At 44.4% G+C, this 19724-nt stretch carries 20 protein-coding genes and 1 tRNA gene; 5 read left to right on the top strand and 16 right to left on the bottom strand.

Going from position 1 to position 19724, the window contains the following annotated elements; genetic code table 11:
• Window positions 1-48: 48 nt before the first annotated feature.
• The 5 genes from tgt to gyrA form a co-directional block, all read right to left on the bottom strand.
• Window positions 49-1191, bottom strand: coding sequence for a tRNA guanosine(34) transglycosylase Tgt (gene tgt, locus KFE96_RS11065; protein WP_255832653.1), 1143 nt, complete (start codon window positions 1189-1191; stop codon window positions 49-51).
• Window positions 1181-2227 carry a tRNA preQ1(34) S-adenosylmethionine ribosyltransferase-isomerase QueA gene (gene queA, locus KFE96_RS11060; protein WP_255832652.1) on the bottom strand — a complete coding sequence of 349 codons (1047 nt, stop codon included), beginning with the start codon at window positions 2225-2227 and terminating at the stop codon, window positions 1181-1183. Before queA ends, tgt begins: the two co-directional genes overlap by 11 nt.
• Window positions 2228-2314: 87 nt before the next feature.
• Window positions 2315-2815 carry a peptidylprolyl isomerase gene (locus KFE96_RS11055; protein ID WP_255832651.1) on the bottom strand — a complete coding sequence of 167 codons (501 nt, stop codon included), beginning with the start codon at window positions 2813-2815 and terminating at the stop codon, window positions 2315-2317.
• Window positions 2816-2877: 62 nt separating this feature from the next.
• Window positions 2878-3387, bottom strand: a complete 510-nt coding sequence (coaD, locus tag KFE96_RS11050) for a pantetheine-phosphate adenylyltransferase (protein WP_247019081.1) — start codon at window positions 3385-3387, stop codon at window positions 2878-2880.
• Between the two features lie 146 nt (window positions 3388-3533).
• Window positions 3534-6275: a DNA gyrase subunit A gene (gene gyrA / locus KFE96_RS11045; protein ID WP_255832650.1), complete on the bottom strand. Its 2742-nt coding sequence runs from the start codon at window positions 6273-6275 to the stop codon at window positions 3534-3536.
• A 242-nt stretch (window positions 6276-6517) separates the two neighbouring features.
• Here gyrA and KFE96_RS11040 point away from each other — a divergent pair.
• A tRNA-Ser gene (locus tag KFE96_RS11040) sits at window positions 6518-6607 on the top strand.
• 79 nt (window positions 6608-6686) lie between these two features.
• Here KFE96_RS11040 and KFE96_RS11035 read toward each other — a convergent pair.
• Window positions 6687-7055, bottom strand: a complete 369-nt coding sequence (locus tag KFE96_RS11035) for a VOC family protein (RefSeq protein ID WP_255832649.1) — start codon at window positions 7053-7055, stop codon at window positions 6687-6689.
• Between the two features lie 22 nt (window positions 7056-7077).
• Entirely contained in the window at window positions 7078-7656 is a 579-nt protein-coding gene (locus KFE96_RS11030) for a glutathione S-transferase family protein (RefSeq protein WP_255832648.1), read from the bottom strand.
• Window positions 7657-7892: 236 nt separating this feature from the next.
• Between KFE96_RS11030 and KFE96_RS11025 the strand changes: the two genes are divergently transcribed.
• Window positions 7893-8231 carry a P-II family nitrogen regulator gene (locus KFE96_RS11025; RefSeq protein ID WP_255832647.1) on the top strand — a complete coding sequence of 113 codons (339 nt, stop codon included), beginning with the start codon at window positions 7893-7895 and terminating at the stop codon, window positions 8229-8231.
• 11 nt (window positions 8232-8242) lie between these two features.
• Window positions 8243-9565 (top strand): ammonium transporter, encoded by a 1323-nt coding sequence (locus tag KFE96_RS11020; RefSeq protein WP_255832646.1) that lies wholly within the window; start codon window positions 8243-8245, stop codon window positions 9563-9565.
• A 527-nt stretch (window positions 9566-10092) separates the two neighbouring features.
• Here the strand turns inward: KFE96_RS11020 and KFE96_RS11015 are convergent.
• Both KFE96_RS11015 and KFE96_RS11010 read right to left on the bottom strand, forming a co-directional pair.
• On the bottom strand, window positions 10093-10383 hold the full coding sequence (locus KFE96_RS11015) for a chorismate mutase (RefSeq protein ID WP_255832645.1): 291 nt from the start codon (window positions 10381-10383) through the stop codon (window positions 10093-10095).
• Window positions 10384-10472: 89 nt separating this feature from the next.
• Entirely contained in the window at window positions 10473-11342 is an 870-nt protein-coding gene (locus KFE96_RS11010) for a lipopolysaccharide assembly protein LapB (RefSeq protein WP_255832644.1), read from the bottom strand.
• Window positions 11343-11487: 145 nt separating this feature from the next.
• On the opposite strand from KFE96_RS11010, the gene KFE96_RS11005 reads away from it, so the two are divergent.
• Window positions 11488-11703 (top strand): hypothetical protein, encoded by a 216-nt coding sequence (locus tag KFE96_RS11005; protein ID WP_255832643.1) that lies wholly within the window; start codon window positions 11488-11490, stop codon window positions 11701-11703.
• 60 nt (window positions 11704-11763) lie between these two features.
• On the opposite strand, the gene KFE96_RS11000 is transcribed toward KFE96_RS11005, so the two are convergent.
• A complete protein-coding gene (locus tag KFE96_RS11000; protein ID WP_255832642.1) occupies window positions 11764-12561 on the bottom strand; it encodes a squalene/phytoene synthase family protein in 798 nt (265 codons plus the stop codon).
• A gap of 205 nt (window positions 12562-12766) precedes the next feature.
• Here KFE96_RS11000 and KFE96_RS10995 point away from each other — a divergent pair, with 205 nt between their 5' ends.
• Window positions 12767-13351 (top strand): urate hydroxylase PuuD, encoded by a 585-nt coding sequence (locus KFE96_RS10995; RefSeq protein ID WP_255832641.1) that lies wholly within the window; start codon window positions 12767-12769, stop codon window positions 13349-13351.
• 77 nt (window positions 13352-13428) lie between these two features.
• Here KFE96_RS10995 and KFE96_RS10990 read toward each other — a convergent pair whose 3' ends face one another.
• The 6 genes from KFE96_RS10990 to KFE96_RS10965 form a co-directional block, all read right to left on the bottom strand.
• Window positions 13429-14028 carry a superoxide dismutase gene (locus KFE96_RS10990; RefSeq protein ID WP_255832640.1) on the bottom strand — a complete coding sequence of 200 codons (600 nt, stop codon included), beginning with the start codon at window positions 14026-14028 and terminating at the stop codon, window positions 13429-13431.
• A gap of 98 nt (window positions 14029-14126) precedes the next feature.
• Complete coding sequence (locus KFE96_RS10985; RefSeq protein ID WP_255832639.1) at window positions 14127-14714, bottom strand: gamma carbonic anhydrase family protein; 588 nt, start codon at window positions 14712-14714, stop codon at window positions 14127-14129.
• Between the two features lie 3 nt (window positions 14715-14717).
• The gene (gene argC / locus KFE96_RS10980) at window positions 14718-15845 is read right to left on the bottom strand and encodes an N-acetyl-gamma-glutamyl-phosphate reductase (RefSeq protein WP_255832638.1); all 1128 of its coding nucleotides are present in this window, start codon (window positions 15843-15845) and stop codon (window positions 14718-14720) included.
• A 102-nt stretch (window positions 15846-15947) separates the two neighbouring features.
• A complete protein-coding gene (gene motA / locus KFE96_RS10975) occupies window positions 15948-16817 on the bottom strand; it encodes a flagellar motor stator protein MotA (protein ID WP_247019053.1) in 870 nt (289 codons plus the stop codon).
• Window positions 16818-16932: 115 nt separating this feature from the next.
• The gene (locus KFE96_RS10970) at window positions 16933-17556 is read right to left on the bottom strand and encodes a redoxin domain-containing protein (RefSeq protein WP_255832637.1); all 624 of its coding nucleotides are present in this window, start codon (window positions 17554-17556) and stop codon (window positions 16933-16935) included.
• A gap of 19 nt (window positions 17557-17575) precedes the next feature.
• Window positions 17576-19642: a protein-disulfide reductase DsbD gene (locus tag KFE96_RS10965; RefSeq protein WP_255832636.1), complete on the bottom strand. Its 2067-nt coding sequence runs from the start codon at window positions 19640-19642 to the stop codon at window positions 17576-17578.
• Window positions 19643-19724: the final 82 nt, after the last annotated feature.

Below are 19724 nucleotides of genomic sequence, written 5' to 3'. Positions count from 1 at the left end.
TATAAGAACGAATACCTGTGATTCACAAATAAATCTTTGTTGGCTTAACTATAGAGGATCAATATCGCCCATACGGTAAGTTTCCCGGAAACTATTCGCATACTGCGTTAATCGGCCTTCCCCAATGGCATCTCGGAGATTAGCCATTAGATCTTGATAGAATTGAAGGTTATGCCATGTAAGAAGCATAGACCCCAATATCTCACCAGATTTTATAAGGTGATGGACATATGCCCTACTGTACTGCGTACAAGCTGGGCAAGAGCATGCTTCTTCAATCGGACGATCATCATCCTTGTGACGCGCATTTTTCAGGTTGATAGCCCCGCGCCATGTAAAGCCCTGGCCTGTACGCCCGGAACGAGTAGGCATAACACAGTCAAACATATCAATACCGCGTTCAACGGCGCCAACAATATCATCGGGCTTTCCAACGCCCATAAGGTAACGAGGTGTATCTTTCATCATGCGTGGCATGGTGAAATCAAGCACCTTGAACATCATTTCCTGACCTTCACCTACTGCAAGGCCGCCCACAGCATAGCCATCAAAGCCAATATCGGCGAGCTTGTCGATAGATTCGTAACGAAGATCTTCGTACACACTACCCTGCACGATACCGAAGAGAGCCGAACGTGCTGCATGCTCTTCACCGCTATCGAACCCTTCGCGTGAACGCTTGGCCCAGCGCATGGAAAGTTCCATTGATTCTTTAGCAACATCTTCTGTGGCAGGGAATGGTGTACATTCATCAAATGACATTACAATATCAGAGCCCAGCAAACGCTGAATTTCCATAGATCGCTCTGGCGTAAGCATAATTTTGCTGCCATCAAGATGGCTGCGGAACTCTACCCCTTCTTCGCTCATCTTGCGGAGTTCAGTAAGTGACATTACCTGAAATCCTCCGGAATCTGTAAGAATTGGTCGATCCCAGTTCATAAACTTATGGAGGCCGCCTAGCTTGTGTACCCGTTCTGCTGTTGGACGCAGCATAAGGTGATACGTATTACCCAGAAGGATATCAGCCCCTGTAGAGCGTACACTTTCGGGAAGCATGGCTTTGACTGTTCCTGCTGTTCCAACAGGCATGAACGCGGGTGTTCTGATTTCCCCGCGTCTCATTTCAATGGTACCTAAGCGAGCAGCACCATCTGTTGCATGAACTGTATATTTAAATCTAGGCTTCATGCCATTCGTCCTTTTTCGGGAACAGGAGGCTGCTGTCCCCGTATGAGTAAAATCTGTATCCACTTTCAATTGCTGTTGCGTAAGCCTTCTTCATGCGCTCGAAACCTGCAAAGGCTGAGACAAGCATAAAGAGCGTTGATTTTGGAAGGTGGAAATTTGTCATCAACACATCAATAGCTTTGAAACGGTAACCAGGAGTGATGAAGATGTCGGTAGAGCCGTTAAAAGGATGAATAATCCCTTTATCATCAGCTGCGCTTTCAAGAAGGCGAAGTGAAGTAGTACCAACAGAAACGATACGGCCGCCATTTGCCCTTATTTCATTCAATTTAGTGGCTGTTTCCTCTGTAACAACACCTATTTCACTATGCATTTTATGGTCATCGGTATCATCTACTTTCACTGGCAAAAAGGTGCCAGCTCCTACATGAAGCGTAACACCAGCTGTTTTAACACCCTTCTTTTCGAGAGACGCTAAAAGCTCAGGTGTAAAATGTAGACCAGCTGTAGGGGCTGCAACGGCCCCCTCTTCTTCCGCGAAAACGGTTTGGTAGTCGCTTAAATCCTGATCATCAATATCACGCTGGGAAGCAATATAAGGTGGTAGCGGCATAGTACCATGTGCTTCAAGCGCATCCCATATAGCAGCATCTTCAACAGCAAACTCAATCGTGCGTTCACCGCTTTCACCAATTTCAGTAACTTTTGCTTTGAGGCCCGTGAAATCCAACTCATCACCCAGCCGGCATTTTTTTGCTGGTCGAGCAAATACTCTCCAAACAGTGTTACTTTCGCGTTTATGAAGGGTTACTTCAATTTTGGCTTCCCCACGTTTACCAAAAAGACGACCTGGAATTACTTTGGTATCATTGAAGACTAATATATCTTTGTCGGTGAGAAAATTTGCTAGGGCCGCAACATTAGAATCACTTGTTGTTTCATTTACAACAAGCATACGTGCAGAATCTCGCGGCACCGCTGGGCGCAGCGCGATATTCTCTTTAGGAAGATCAAAATTAAAAAGCTCTACATTCATGGCGGGCCTTTTAGCGAAACAGCGGGCTGAAAACAAGAAAAAGGGCGCAATAAAGCGCCCTCTTCCCATAAATATTGGATTTAGTGATTATTCTTTTACGTCAGCAGCTACCTGCATACGTACAATTTTACTTGGATTTACTGGTGGTTCACCCTTCTGGATCATATCTACATACTCCATACCACCAATTACACGGCCCCAAACAGTATACTCGTTGTCAAGGAATGGAGTTCGGTCCAGACAGATAAAGAATTGGCTATCTGCGCTGTTCACTGTTTGTGCACGCGCCATAGATACTGTGCCGCGTAAATGTGGAAGGCTGTTAAACTCTGCATCAATGTTAGTGCCAGAACCACCTGTGCCAGTACCTTTAGGATCTCCGCCTTGTGCCATAAAACCTGGAATCACACGGTGAAAAATAGTTCCGTCATAAAAGCCCTCGCGTACGAGTTCCTTAACGCGTGCTACGTGATTTGGAGCTTTATCCGGGCGCATCGCAATTGTCACCCTTGCATTTTCAGCTACATCAAGATCAAGATATAGAATATTTTCCTTATCTTGCTGTAAAGCTTCAGCATTATCTGTCATTAGTCCCACCATTGCTGCAAATATTATCAGTAGTTTTTTCATACCACTTAATACCACTATTGTTATTTGGCTAAGTTAACTTTTTCTACCACCTCATATCCCACTTTTTTGGGAACAAAGGAAGAGATATTACCATCATACTTCGCAACTTCCTTAACCAGACGTGAAGCAATTGTTTGATAACGAGGATCAGCCATGAGAAATACGGTCTCAATCTCAGGATTAATTTGATAATTCATACCCGTCATCTGAAATTCATATTCAAAATCAGCAACGGCTCGTAAGCCCCTGATAATAATGGAAGCACCAACTCTTTCAGCAAACTTCATCAGAAGTTCATCAAACGGTACAACTTCAAATTCTACACCAATGCTTTCTGCATAATGACGGCATTCACGGTCAACCATAGCGACGCGCTCATCAAGGGTAAACATTGGGTTTTTACTTGGATTGGTAGCAACACCGATAACAAGTTTATCAACAAGCCTCAGGCCACGTTTAAAGATATCGATATGACCATTTGTAATAGGATCGAAGGTTCCCGGGTAAATACCAACACGCTTTTCGGTCATAATGACTCCTCGTCATAAGAATAATGCTGCTATGCAGCAAGATTGACGAATATGCTGCAAAACACAAGAAAATAAAGAAGTTTGCGCATGAAATAAGCCCCCGAAATCTAGTTTCAAGGGGCTTATCTAAATTGACTGCTTGAGGGTTATTCTTCAGATGTTTCTTCAGCGTCGGTTACTGCTTCAACTGTTGCAGTTTCGCTGCCTTCAATTGTATCTTCTTCCTCGTCGTCAGTTTCCTGAAGCTTGGCTACAGATACAATTTCTTCATCATCAGATACTTTGAAGAGAGTAACCCCTTTTGTATTTCTTGATGCAATACGAACGTCATGAACTGGTGTACGAATAAGCTTACCTTGGTCTGTTACCATAAGTACTTGTTCGTCCGTTGTAATAGGTACAGCTGTAATCACACCGCCAATTTGTTCACGCAAACGCTCATCTGACGGCACGTTCCAAATACCTTGACCACCACGACCTGTTACACGGTATTCATGGCTGCTTGTACGTTTACCAAAGCCTTTATTGGTAACAGTTAATACAAACTGTTCAATAGAAGCTAATTCTTCCATCCGTTCATCTGATAGAGTTTGCTCACCAGGCTCATTTTTCCATGCTGCAGCTTTCAAATAAGCATCACGCTCTTCGGTCGAGGCATCTGTCCCCTTAACCACACACATAGAAACTACTTCATCACCTGCAGCAAACTTCATACCGCGAACACCGGTCGATGTACGGCCCGCGAACAAGCGAACATCTGTGGCCTTAAAGCGGATTGCACGACCACCACGAGCAGCAAGGATTACATCGTCCTCTTCCGTACAAACATCTACGCCGATCAGTTTATCTTCTTCATCAGAGAAACGAATAGCGATCTTACCGTTCGACATAACATTAGAGAAATCTGACAAACGGTTACGGCGAACATTACCGCGTGCTGTAGCGAACATTACATGGAGATCGCTCCATGTTTCCTCATTCTCTGGAAGCGGCAGAATCGTCGCAATAGTCTCCCCTTGTTTCAGTGGTAGAAGGTTAATAACAGCCTTACCTTTTGAAGTTGGTGAGCCAAGTGGGAGCTTCCAAACCTTCATTTTATATACTTGGCCAGTATTTGAGAAAAAGAGTACTGGCGTATGCGTATCGGCGACAAATACGGTAGAGAGGAAATCCTCATCCTTAGTCTGCATACCAGAGCGACCTTTTCCGCCTCTGCGCTGTGCGCGATAAGTCGAGAGCGGTACTCGTTTTATGTAACCTGTGTGAGTTACCGTAACTACCATATCTTCACGCGCGATGAGATCTTCGTCTTCGAAAGAGCCTGCTGCGCTAAGATCGATTTCCGTACGGCGGTCATTACCAAATTCCTCGCGAACAGCCTCCAGTTCACCACGAAGAACTTCATACAAACGTATACGGGAGCCCAAAATTTCTAGGAATTCACGAATTTTTTCAGCGAGAGCTTCAAGTTCATCGCCAATCTCATCACGGCCAAGTGCTGTTAGGCGGTGCAAGCGAAGATCAAGGATCGCTTTAACCTGAATTTCAGAAAGCTGGAAGGTACCGTCATCGTTCAACTTGCCAGTTTCACCGATAAGTTCGAGGTATGGCAGAATTTCTGCTGGGTCCCATTTACGTGATGCTAGTGCCTCTCGAGCCGCTGCCGGTGATGATGCACCACGGATGATAGCTACTACTTCATCAATGTTTGCTACCGCAATTACCAGCCCAACCATAATATGCGCACGGTCACGTGCTTTATTAAGATCAAACTTAGTACGGCGTGTGATAACTTCTTCACGGAATTCGATAAAAGCACGTAGCACGTCGCGGAGTGTAAGCTGCTGTGGCTTGCCGCCATTCAGTGCCAGCATGTTGATGCCGAAACTTGTTTGTACCTGCGTAAAGCGGAACAACTGATTCAGAATTACTTCGGGAACACTGTCGCGCTTCAATTCCACAACAACACGAACGCCTGTACGATCAGATTCGTCACGGATATCAGAGATACCTTCAATTCGTTTAGTCTGAACACATTCCGCGATCTTCTCGATCATGGAAGCTTTGTTCACCTGAAACGGGATCTCAGTAATAATAATTGCGTAACGGTCTTTGCGAATCTCTTCAACGTGGGTGCGGCTACGAATTGTAATCGAACCCTTGCCTGTTTCATAAGCCTGTTTGATACCGCCAGCACCAAGGATGATACCACCTGTCGGAAAATCTGGGCCTGGCACATAATCCATCAGGTCCATGTTATTCAGTTCCGGGTTGTCAATAAGCGCAAGCACACCATCAATCACTTCCCGGAGGCTGTGAGATGGAATATTCGTCGCCATACCAACCGCGATACCTGTACCACCATTTACCAATAGATTTGGAAAGCGTGCAGGAAGAACTGTTGGTTCAGATTCGCTCTCATCATAGTTAGCCTGGAAATTAACAGTGTCTTTCTCAATGTCAGCCAAAAGCATGCTGGATACTTTATCCATACGGGCTTCTGTATAACGCATCGCCGCGGCACCATCACCGTCCATCGAACCAAAGTTACCTTGGCCGTCCACGAGCGGCGCACGCATCGAGAAGTCCTGCGCCATACGAACAAGGGCATCATAGATAGCGCTATCACCGTGTGGGTGATACTTACCCATTACATCCCCGACAATACGAGCCGATTTCCGGAATGGCTTGTTATGTTCATAGCCATTTTCATGCATTGAATAGAGGATGCGTCTGTGAACTGGTTTCAAACCATCTCGCACATCAGGAAGAGCACGGGAAACAATCACGCTCATAGCATAATCAAGATAAGAGGCTTTCATTTCCTCTTCGATAGTGATTGGCGCAATGCCCTCTTCTTCTGGTGTAATTGGAGTGTTATCGCTCACCCTTTAGCCCCCTGATTATCAGCAGCTAAGCTGCTGCACTTATAAAACTAAACCTTGCTTACATAAAAAATGCATACGCAATATCTTGTAAGAACAGACAAACTTTCTAGCAATTCCAAGGGGTGCATGCAAGGCGCTTGGAGGGGCAATTTCACATAAATGTAAATTTCTTAATTTTTAGACTAGACGGATCGAATTTTACCTATTAAAACCCGCCCCACGTTCACGAACAGTGATGCCGCGGGCAGGTGGCAGAGCGGTTGAATGCACCGGTCTTGAAAACCGGCAAGGGTGCAAGCCCTTCGTGGGTTCGAATCCCACCCTGCCCGCCACTGTTGTGGCGCTAAGATATAAAGGCCCTGATGATCATTCATCGGGGCCTTTATCTTTTGAGAAGTTTTTTTGAATCATTCAAGCTGCTTGATGCAGTGCGATGCGGTTACCTTCACTATCTTCAAATTCTGCTACAAAGCCTAGTTCGCCAATTGATTTTCGGCCGTACAGAACGGCTCCGCCTGCTTGAACAACTCTTTTCAGGCTATCTTTAATGTTGTCCGTATTAAAATAGATCAGGCTGCCATTCTTGCTCGGGATATAAGCATCGCCTTTCGCCAGTGCACCGGTTATGCCTTCTTTGCCTTCAAGATGCGGGAAAAGAGCCATTTCATGGCCATCAACTACTGCTGGCGTGAAATGGTAATCAAAAACAGTTGAGTAAAAACTCACCGCTCGCTCCATATCAAGGACCGGTATCTCAAAATAGCCAACAGGGTTGATCATAATGCAAACTCATCGATTCTGTTTAGAGGTTCAATTTTATACGTACATTTTTCAACCACAGAACCGTAGCCGTATATTCTGACATGTCAAAACCAACTTCTTCTGCGAACTGAGTGTATGCATATAGAGCAATGTCCGCCAAACTAAAGTGATCGCCAAGAAACCAGTCGCTTTCTTGAAGGTGCTTTTCCATAACATCAAGCGCAGCATAGCTTTTTTTGATAAGCTCTGGATCAACCTCTGAGAATGGTACGGCCTTGTAGACCACTTGAAAGCGAGATACTGCGATAGCTGTCTCATGAGAATATTGCTCCCAGAACAGCCATTCATTCATTTTAGCTTCCAAGAAACTATCGGCTGGGATTAACTCGCTATCTTTAGCTAGAAAAAGCATAATGGCGTTAGATTGAGCCAGAGTGCTAGCATTATTTAACTGAATTGCAGGCACTTGACCTGCTGGGTTTATATTCAGAAAAGCTTCTGATTTAGCTTCACCCTCCACAACACTAACATCCACCCACTCATAAGCCTGTTTAAGATAGTCGGCTACATATTTAACCTTCAGACAATTCCCTGAAATTTTATCACCATATATTTTCATACAGCCTCCTTGATGTTGCACCTATGTTACCGACGTCTGCGAACTGGAGTGAGCGATCAATTTAACAGGTCGTCATTAGCTTATCTTTATGATTAAAAAACAGACACTGCATAATAAATGGACATCAGCTCATGAGAGGCAATGTTGGTTATTTAGTTAAGCCATTGATAAACATTAATTAATGTCAACTGGCACAGTTGGTGCTTAATAAGCTCCAAACAATCATTGGAGTAATTATGAAGTATATCATCGCGATCATTAAACCTCATAAGCTGGAACCTGTCAGAGATGCGCTCGCCGAAGTTGGTATTAACGGCATGACGGTTTCTGAAGTCCAGGGGTATGGGCGTCAGCGCGGCCAGCGGGAAATCTATAGAGGGGCCGAATATGAAGTGCATTTTCTTCCCAAAATAAAGATTGAGGTAGCCGTAGACGATGATGCTGGAGATCAGGTTCTTGAGATTCTGCAGGAAGCAGCCAAGACCGGCCAGATAGGTGATGGAAAGATCTTCGTTTTAGATATCAATCAAGTTGTGCGTATCCGGACCGGCGAAACCGGCATTGAAGCGCTTTAGGGAGTATAGTGATGAAGTTAAAAGGAAAAAAACTTTTGGTGGGCGCTATTACAGTCAGCGCTGTATCCTCTCCTGCTCTGGCAGTTAGTGCTGATTCTGCATATATATTCAACACCCTTCTTTTCCTAATTGGTGGCTTCCTAGTTATGTGGATGGCAGCTGGCTTTGCTATGCTTGAAGCTGGGCTAGTTCGAACGAAAAACGTAGCGGAAATATGTGTTAAGAACGTTTCACTATACGCCATCGCATGCATTATGTGGATGTTAATGGGCTATAACCTCATGTATTCAGGTGTGGATGGCGGATACTTTGGCCAATTCTTCTCTCTTTGGTCCCCTGACGATGCAGCAACCCTTGTTGACGGCGCGAAAGTCGATCCAACTGGTTATTCCGCTGGCTCTGATTTCTTCTTTCAAATGGTATTTGTTGCGACAACAGCCTCAATTGTTTCTGGTACAGTTGCTGAGCGTATAAAACTCTTCCCGTTCTTAGCCTTTACTGTTGTTTTGGCTGGTCTCATATATCCAATTCAAGGTGCTTGGAAATGGGGTGGTGGCTGGTTAGATGCCGCGGGTTTTCAAGACTTTGCAGGCTCAACACTTGTACACTCTACAGGCGGCTGGGCCGCGTTAGTTGGCGCCCTTATACTGGGGCCACGCCTTGGTCGCTTCACTAAGGATGGCAAAATCAAACCAATGCCTGGCAGTAGCATGCCGCTTGCTACACTTGGCACATTTATTCTCTGGCTGGGCTGGTTCGGTTTCAATGGCGCCTCTCAACTTGCACTAGGGTCTTTAGGTGATGCGATTTCTGTATCCAATATATTTGTAAACACGAATATGGCAGCGGCCGGTGGAGCAGTTTCAGCGATGCTGGTCACTAAAGCTGTTTACAAAAAGGTTGATCTCTCAATGATCCTTAATGGTGCGTTGGCTGGCTTGGTATCAATTACAGCAGAACCTTTAACCCCCACCCCGATTATTGCAACAGCAATTGGCGGCGTTGGTGGCGCATTAGTGGTTTTTGCAGTACCGTTTTTTGACAAGTTAAAGATAGATGACGTTGTTGGTGCAATCTCTGTGCATTTAGTGTGCGGAATTTGGGGAACTTTGGCGGTACCTTTGACCAATGACGCAGCCAGTCTTCCTGCACAGCTTCTTGGCATTGGAGCCATCGGCGCTTTTGTAACGATTTCAAGTACGATTACTTGGGTTGCCCTTAAAGCAACAGTGGGCATTCGACTTGACGGAGAAGATGAAGAGCGCGGTTCTGATTTAGCGGAATTGGGGATGGAAGCGTACCCAGAGTTTGGAAAAGGTTCTCAGAAATTTTAACCCCCAAAGAATCCCTTCTAACTTGGCAGCTGAGCTATGCTTGAGCTGCCATTTTTTTGTATGAAGCAGATATAAGTTGACCCAAAGGGCGATGGGGGTAGCCCTTTGGGTCGCGCAGTCCTAAGTGCTAAAATAAACACTCGGTTGCTGCACCAATTCATTACCTATATTAGTACAGATTAGCAATGATAAAATAAAAGCAAGTGTTCAAAGTTGTGTGTTCGCACCAATAAGCATTCACGTTTTCATAAAAATGAAAAATTATACTATAAGTTCCGCAATCTAAGGGTGTTGCGCACATAAAACGAATACAGAATCGCTATAATTGGAAAAAAAGTAAATATATTCACATTTTTAACATTTTCAGTAACTTAGGTAATGTTTATAATTAATAGTTATCATTATTTAAGTTTTATTTGGTCATATAAATAGTATTTCAACGCTTCTTGAATTTTTACTAGGCAAAAATAAAGCGACTAAGAATTATTCTTAATCGCTTTATTTAATGTATTAACAACAAAATACTACTATTGATGCTCTTTATCCCACACACCAAACTCGTGATTGATACTCCATTCAATTAAATGACGGTATATATCTTCGATATAGGTTATGTCCCCACTAAGGTTTTGCGCTGTTCCTTTTGCTTTCGAAACAACATCTTCTACCCGCCATTCATCACGCACGGTATCGCGATCAGTTTTAATGCCGCCAGCTTGCTTAATATACTCCAACCGCTCCAGAAGGAGTGGAACAATTAACCTGTCTACACGATCAATTTCCTCTCGCACTTCTGTCATATTTTTGCAGGATTTCACAGCATGTCCTTTTTAATAAATAAGCATGGCGACTGATTACCGCTAGCGAGCTTCTTAAGCAAGGCGCAATTTGCCGCTATCAATTTTACTTAATTAATCCGCTCATAAATATCTTCAGGAAGGTTCCCGTAAAACACGGCTTCGTTTTTCTCGCTGGGATTAAGATACCTTAACGCACGATAGAATAACCGTCGCTTAGTTAATTCAGTCCGGTTCAGAACCCCTAAATGAAATTCCAGCGCCTGATTGATCTGCCCAGATAGAGCATAAACAAGAGCTAGAGCGTACCTGCCACTCTCTTTTCCTTCTGGCCGATCAAGAGATTGCTGAATAAGAGAGATTGCCGTTTGAAAATCTTCTTTCAAGGCATACGTGAATGCCAAATTTTGAGTATACAAACCATTATAAGGCGTTTGGTTAATCGCCTTACTTAAAAGGGCCTGTCCCTCTTCCATCTCTCCCGATAAAATTGTCAGCTTAGCTAATCGAAAGATATGCTCAGGCTGAACCAATTGGGATTTACCAACTAGCGGCTGAAATACAGCAAGGGCTTCAACATAATTGCGCTGTGAGATTAATATCCCCGACTTTTCATATAGCACCTCCGCGCTAGCTCTCTCTTCGGTTGATAATGAATCGAGCATTGCTAACGCTCTATCTGGCTGCCCTAGCTTAGCGGTAACTCGTGCATACGCAATTCTCGCCCTCAGAAGCGATGGAGCTGCGCTTAGAGCCTGACCATACAAATTAAGAGCACTGTTTAAATTTCCTGATTTTTCAAACCCCTCCCCCACGCGAACAAGGCCTTCCGGGTTTTCCGTTGCCAGCTCATTCCTGGCTCTGGCGGAGAAAATACCTTCTTCCTGAGTAGTTCTCGCGGGATGTGGATTGGAAGAACAAGCGCAGATACAAGCTGTCAAAACAACGATATTGATTCGCTTAGATAAAATTTTAATCAAATTTCCAACCTAAATTTTAGTGATTTTTTCCCATACTAACAGCTTCTTCTGCTTTGAAAACAGCAATAGAAGCCTACAGAGCAGGTAAAATTAGAATAAATGAGCATGTTGTGCTAAGATCATCTCAGCTGAGAGAGCGTGTGTAATGGGTAAACACACGCAGATGGAGCATAATATGGTAGATATTCAAGGTGCTGCTAATGCGAGCAGCCAACAAGTTGTTTCTTCTGGACGTACAGGTTCTATTGAATCTGCTGTCGCTGAACGTAGAGCAGTTGAAGATTCAGCAATTGAACGTAGAGAAGCTGAACCAAGCGATACACAGCCTGGTGTTGGTGAACAGGTAGACATTCAAGCCTAACCTCTGGGGCTATATGTAACCTTTTAGAAGCGTGCACGATATCGTGTGCGCTTTTTCTGGTTATACTGTTGTTTTAAATACAAATAACTTCCAGAGCTTCTTAAGTTCGCTTGCCTCAAATGGCGGTGTTTCAAAAGGATTACTATCAGCTTTCTTAAGGGTATCCAGATATAGTTCCATAAGGGCGATTGGCACAAACAGCTTTCGCTGTTTTTTATCTAGAGTCTTTATAACCTTTTTGCTGTCATTCAGTTGCTGGCGTGTGTAATTCAGCATACGGTCAATCGTTGGCTTTAACTGATTAAACGCTTGCTCTGGATCTGGTAAGTGCATTCCTTCCTTAACCGAAGCAGGCATATAGCTGCGTCCTGCCTGCCAATGGAATGGCAAAGCTCTTACAAGACCAAGCATAGTCCATGCTTGCCCTAGGGCTCTGGATGCATTAATACCCGCTTCTACTGAAGCGTCTACCGCAAGAATTCTGTATGAAGCTTCCTGTAAGGCTCCACCAACACCGTCGGCATAATCACATAAGGCGGCGAAGTCGGCAGGTCCGTCGTCAAATACATCGAGTTTACGAGCTGCAATAGTTTCTTTCAGTAAATCTAGCACGCTCTCGCTCAAGCCTGCTTCATTAAGGGCCTGACATACTGGATGTTCTCTTACAGCCCCACTTTTCACTTCATCAATAGCATCGGTCCACCATTGAAGGCGAATTTCCCCAAGCATAGCTTCGGAGACATTTTCTCTGATTTTAGCTACTTCTTGATTGAAAGCCCAAAGGGCCCATAATTGGTTCTGAAATGAAGACGGTGCGAAAATGGTTGTAAGGTACCGATCTCGGTCATCCTTGTTCACTATTTCCCGACAATAATCGAATGTATTTATTGGCTCTGACATGTCGCGCAAAATGGTTGGTTGCTCCCAATATTTCAAGAAAAATCAGAGTGATTAGGTATTAAATTCTCTAATCCCTTTGAAATTAGCCATTTTTTCTTGAGCATCCCCCATATCGCGGTTACGCTTTTTACGTCTTAGGGGACAACATAAAGGGGAGTTCTATATGGAAAAGATTCTAGGATCTTTGCAAAACACCGTTATCGCAGGTTTTGTAATTACAATTTTAGTAATAGCCGCACAGTCAGGCTGGTTTGCTGAATTCGGTTTTGACCAGGCCTTCTACGCCCGTTATCTGCATATTCTCGCTGGTGTTATGTGGATTGGTTTGCTTTGGTACTTCAACTTCGTACAGATACCAACAATGCCGGAAATTCCGGATGAACTGAAGCCCGCCATTGGGAAACACATCGCACCTAAAGCATTATTCTGGTTCCGCTGGGGCGCAATGATCACGCTATTAAGCGGTTTGTGGCTTGCTACAGTGAACGGCTACGCTCATGACGCTTTCATGCTGTCTGAGGGCTTCCGCCTTATCGGTATCGGTATGTATCTCGCAATTATCATGTGGTTTAACGTGTGGTTTATTATCTGGCCAAATCAGAAGATTGCACTGGGTATTGTTGAAGCAGATGCGGATGCTAAGCCTGCTGCAGCAAAGAAAGCAATGCTATTTAGCCGTACAAATACGCTGCTATCTATTCCTATGTTGCTCTGCATGGCAGGACAAAGCCACGGCTTAGCTTTCTAGGCCTTTAAGCAATTTGAAAAATAAAAAAAGGGGCTCATCGAAGCCCCTTTTCTTTTGATAGGTTATATGTTCAGCACTTATGCAGCTTCAAAGTTTGCAGCAGCGAATTCCCAGTTCACTAGGTCGCTTAGGAAAGTGCTGATGTAATCAGGGCGGCGGTTTTGAAAATCAATATAGTAAGCGTGTTCCCAAACATCCATTGTAAGAAGTGGTGTTGCGCCGTCAGTTAGCGGGCATTCTGCGTTCGGCGTTTTTATAACTTCAAGCTTGCCATCCTTTAGTACCAGCCAAGCCCAGCCTGAACCAAACTGCGTAGCGCCTGCTGCCTTGAACGCTTCAACAAACGCATCGAAAGAGCCGAAATCTTCATCAATTTTAGCAGCCAGAGCGCCCGTCGGCTTGCCACCACCATTTGGAGCCATAGAGTGCCAGTAGAATGTGTGATTCCAGATTTGAGCAGCATTATTGAAAACGCCAGCTTTAGAAGCGTCACCCGCTGTTGCTTTCATGATATCTTCAAGAGACATCTCAGCATATTCCGTACCTTCAATAAGGCCGTTCAGGTTCACAACATAAGCATTGTGGTGTTTGCCGTGGTGAAAACTAAGTGTTTCTGCTGAAATGTGTGGAGCGAGGGCATCTTGCGCATATGGCAGCGCAGGTAGTTCAAAAGACATAATACTACTTCCTGACAAATTACATAAAAAGACTAACTGTAATGTGGGTGCAATTGCTAATGGTGCAAGGCTAAAAAGGCAACAAAAATGGTAATTATTTATGGGTATGGCTTGTCTGCAACCTGCCCCATAGAATCCAATTTATGTTGTTCAGCAATTTTGCGGTAATGTTCTGCCATGCCTCGATTTTTTTCGAGCTCTTCATCGGTGAGGTACCTTAGGAACTTTGCGGGCCGCCCTACCCAAAGTTCAGCTTTGCCAACTTTTTTACCAGGTGTGAGCATGGCACCCGCTGCAAGCATGCCGTCAGGTTCAATTGTAACGTTATCCATAACGATACACCCCATCCCAACAAACGCATTATCCATAAGTGTGCAGCCGTGCAGCATAGCCATATGGGCAACGAGAACATCATTACCAATAATTGTTGGGTATGTATGAGTGCTTACATGAATGACACTGCCATCTTGAATATTGGAGCGTGTACCAATTTTGATATGGTTTACATCGCCCCTTAGTACGCAGTTATGCCAGATACTGGACTGCGCCCCAATGGTAACATCACCAACAACCTGCGCGCCGTGAAAAACATAGGCACTATCATCTATAAACGGCCACTTACCTTGAAAGGGCGTTACTCGCCCTCCCAGAGAAGTATCTTTGTAAAGTGGAAATGCTTCGGTCATAACTTACGGGAACATTGGAGCTTGCATGAGGCCAGTATTTTCATCCAGACCAAGCATAAGGTTCATGTTTTGAATTGCTTGACCAGAGGAACCTTTAACCAAATTATCAATCGCGGCGACAACAATGGCTCTACCATCAATGCGGTCTGGGAATACATTCAGTACACAGTTATTTGAACCACGTACCATCCGGGTAGCAGGCATCGTTGAACCATCAAGCACAGTTACAAACTGTTCATCAGCATATTGCTTCACCAGTGCTGCCTTAAGACTGTCAGCTGTTTCATCACCTTTTAGTTTTACATAGATGGTTTCCAACTCACCCCTATTCATTGGCACCAGATGGGGTGTGAAACTGATTTGTACATTCTCACCGTTCGCTACTGAAAGCTCTTGCTCAATTTCAGGCATATGCCGGTGATGGCCAACACCGTATGGGTGCATAGCTTCCGCAACTTCTACAAATAGATTGCTTTCCTTAAGAGAACGCCCTGCCCCAGATACCCCTGATTTAGCGTCAATGATAATATCTTCAGCAGAAATCACACCCGCCTTTAGAAGTGGTACTAATGCGAGGAGCGCCGCCGTTGGATAGCAACCAGGACATGCGACCAAATCTGCTTCTTTAATTTGCTCGCGGTAAACCTCTGGAAGACCGTAAACGGCTCTTTTCTGGATATCAGTGGCTTGATGTTCTCTGCCGTACCACTGGGCATAGGTATTCGTATCACGCAGTCTAAAATCAGCTGAAAGATCAACGATTTTCACATCGCCTTTAATAGCGCTGGCCTGATCCCCAACAGTTTCAATAATGAGCTCATCAAGAAGGCTATGGTTGGTGGCATGCAACAAGCCTTTAATTACCTCCTGACTAGTCGCATGAGGAAGAGCACAGAAAACAACATCCAACTCTACCGCCGGCCACTCTATCTCATTGATAGAAATAAGGTCGGGGAGGTCAAGCCCAACCAGATGCGGAAATACCTCTGCAATCGGTAACCCTGCTTTTCGCTCTGCAGTCAATAAAGCAATCTCTACATTAGGATGAGCAACAAGCAAGCGAACAAGGTCTGCACCCGTATAACCACTGGCGCCAAGAATTCCTACTCTGATTTTCTTTTTTGCGGACATTTGATTTCTCTTAGAACGATAAAATACTGATTAATTATAACAAAACGCAGCCATTCTGTCGAAAAGCTGCGCCATAAAATCTCAAATAAATTTGCCTTAAGATTATACGTCTGGCGGCAGCTCAGCAATTGCTTCTTCAAGTTCAGCAAATGTTGGCATGTTATGACTTGGCACGTTTCGTCGGCCAATCTCTACCGCGATTTGTGGTGCATTGCCCTGAAGGTGTGCCACAAGAACATATTTAATGATTGGCATAAAGTGACCATCTTCAAATAAGATTTGGTTGAAACGTTCTGCCAACGGCGAAATCACAAGATATGACAGGAAGATACCAAGGAAAGTACCCACAAGTGCACCACCAATCATACCACCAAGAACCTCTACTGGCTCTGCGATAGCGCCCATTGTTTTCACAATACCAAGTACGGCTGCTACAATACCAATAGCAGGCAGACCTTCAGCCATCGTATGGAGCGCGTGATAAATTTCATGCTCTTCGTTATGGTGTTTGGTAAGATCAGCGTTCATCGCTTCCTTCATTTGACCAGCATCTTCGAAGTTCATTGTCATCATTCGGATATAGTCACAGATGAAGTCCACTACATGATGGTCGCCTGCAATCTTCGGAAATTGCTGGAAAATCTTAGATTCTTCAGGGTTTTCAATATGCGCTTCAACCGCAACAACCCCCTTTGTTCTAATCGTTTTAATAAGAAGGAACATTAAGCATAGAAGATCTTTATAATCGTCTGCGCTCCACGTAGGGCCTTTTATAACCTGACCGATCCCCTTAAGGGCTGATCCCATAACGCCGCCTGAGTTGCCACTTACAAACGCACCGACAGCACCGCCGAAAATCATCATAAGCTCGAAAGGCAGCGCTTTAAGAATGATACCGAATTTACCGCCAGCTAGAATAAAGCCGCCGAATACCATCGCAAATACGATAATCAAACCAACAAAGAAAAACATAAGCAGTTGCCTGACATTGTTTATTAATTCAAACGCATCTTACAGAAGTTGCAGTTTCAATCAATAGCGTTAATAGTGTCTTAACAGCCATAGCCTGTTGAAATCACAATTACTTTTATTTGTAACCTTGAGTATCGCCGTATTTTATAGTGCAGCCGTAAGGTTTAGTTTCTCTTACCGAAACTTGCTCACCATTTCGAACTTCATTCCATGCTGTCAGTAAATAGTTGCTAGCACCTTCCAAAGAAGAAATACGAGCAGATGGCTTATTATCTATGGCGCCTTGATAAAGAATATCGCCTTCAGGATCAATTAACACCATTTGAGGCGTTGTTTTTGCGCGGTACGCACGGCCAATTTCACCAGATGGGTCCAAGACGATTGATGTAGCGTATGACCCGCGTTTCGTTGCTATTTCCGTCGCCTCACTAGCTGAAACATGTCCCTGCTTGCCTGGCGCTGAAGAAATAACAGATATCCAGTGAACGCCCTGCGAAGTTAAGGATTCTTGCGTTTTTTGCATGTTGCCGCTGTTATAATGCTTTTTAACATACGGACATTCATGATTAGTCCATTCAAGAACTACATAACTGCCCTTAAGGTCTTCCAGATTAATTGTGTCACCGTTCGACTTTAAACCAATGAATGCTGGTGCTTTTTCACCTACTACAGGCTGAGCCATGATTGGTGAGGTCATACTCGCAAGAATAAACAAATAGGTTAAGATTACTCCACGCATTATGACCTCCCGTATTTGGTTATAGCGCCTCAACAACAATACTTGGTGTTAGAATTTCCGGAAGTACTTTAGCCTCAGATGCCCCTGCTGGGAAGAATAGATAGAGAGGCACACCTGCCCTGCCATATTTCGCTAAGATTTCAGCAATTTCTGCATTTCTATTGGTCCAGTCGCCTTTAACAATCTTGATACCTTTGTTTTTAAAAGCATCTTTTACTTCTGAACTGTTAAGTGCCACTTGTTCATTCACCTTACAGGTAATGCACCATTCTGCTGTAAAATATACAAAAACTGGCTCACCTTCAGCACGCAATTCGGCGACTGTTTCAGGCGTATATGCATAAACACTTTCGTCGACCGCTGTAGGTGCCGGTGATGAAATGCTAGCTTGATAAAGCGCATAGCCCGCAGCGCCTGCAATAAAAATGACACTGATAGCACGCCCTACTGTTCCGCTCGTTTGCTGCCATAACCATAGGCCAAAAGCGATACCGATAATGCCCATCAGCAAAATCATTGTCGCAATTCCGCCTGCCTGCACATCAAAGATATAAATGAGCCAAACCGCTGTTAGCAGCATTGGGAAAGCAAGACCTTGTTTTACCTTTTCCATCCAAGCGCCTGGGCGAGGCATCATGCGAGCGAGTGTTTCACTGTAAGATAAAGCAAGGAATGGTGCTGCAAGGCCAAAAGCGAGCATTGAGAAAACAAGTGTTACAGTGAGTATTGATTGAGTAAGAGCAAACCCAATAGCTGGTGCCATAAGTGGTGCCGTACATGGTGTTGCCACAAGCGTTGCAAGAACACCTTTAAAGAAAGCACCTTTGAGGCCATCCTTTTCTGCAAGAGTTTGTCCTGCTCCTTCTGCGCCGCCTAGGCCAATATTAAACATACCGCCAAGAGATAACGCCACGATAACCATGAGAATAGCAAGCAAACCAACGAACACTGGGTCTTGAAGCTGGAAGCCCCAACCAATTGCTGCTCCACCAGCACGAAGGATCATAAGCACAGCAACAATGATCATGAAGCTGATCCAGATACCAAAAGTATAAGCCCATCCTTCTTTTCTGCGCCCATCTGTTGTTTTGTGGTTCGCTGAAATTAGAGCAAATGCTTTAAGCGAAAGTACAGGGAATACACACGGCATCAGGTTAAGGATCATGCCGCCAAAGAAAGCAAACATTGCAGCCTGCCATATTGGCAAATCATAACTTTGGTCGATTTGTACCGGTGTGTTATCAGTGCCTGCTACTGAAAGTGCGGAGTTAAGTGTTGGTTCAAGCTCAAGCGCTGTCTTGCGTCCATCATCAAATTCCAGTTCAAGAATACCGTTGCCTGTAGTTGGCTCTAGCTCACCTTCACGGGGGATACGTAACCTCAGGCCATCGCCTGATACTTCCCATGTCTGTGTGTCAGCATAAAGTGCAACGCCTTCGCTCTCAGGATAGAAGTATGCTGATTTCAAACCTTCCAATTCGCTTTCATCAACAAAAACCAATAGTTCGCTGGCATTTTGAGAAACCGAAAGCGTTGCATCCCAATAAGAAAGCTCAGGCAACATGGAACGTGCCTCGGCAAAGATATTGGCGTTGATGTTTTCAGCCTGTCCCACAGGAATACTAAAAGACCATTCGCCAACCTGAGGAACGCATTCAATTTCACATACAAGCCATTCAGCAGAAAGCTGAACTTCAACTGTATCACCTGTATAGTTTTCAGCAATTGTAAGAGGTATAAGGAGGCTTGATGCACCTTCATAGCCGTAGTTCATGAGCGGGCCAACAGGCATTCTGTATGGTGTGCCGTAAAGTGGTTCACCAACTGTCACACCCTCCGGCAATGTCCATTCAAGAATAGGCGCTGCACCGCTGTCCCCATAGTTTTTCCAGTAACTATGCCAGCCTTCTTTTGGCTCTATACGAAAAGCGAGCCAAAGTGGCTCTTCATTATTAGCTGCAGTTTTCTCAGCATATAGTGCAACATCGCTGTGGCTATCTTTATACTGGAATAGTTCCTGCGCATTTGCGGATGCAGTAGCGAAAAGCACAAACAAAGAAACAGCTAATTTGGAAAAAAAAGTCACGACCCTTACCCTAATCTCACTAAACTTGCATGCGTTATATAAACAGCGAGCAATTTGTCACGTAACATATATGTGTTTGTTT

Source organism: Kordiimonas sp. SCSIO 12603 (genome assembly GCF_024398035.1).
In the GTDB taxonomy this organism is placed as follows: Bacteria; Pseudomonadota; Alphaproteobacteria; order Sphingomonadales; family Kordiimonadaceae; genus Kordiimonas.
The sequence above is the reverse complement of the archived record's forward strand: the minus strand, read 5'-3'. Positions and strand labels throughout refer to the sequence as shown.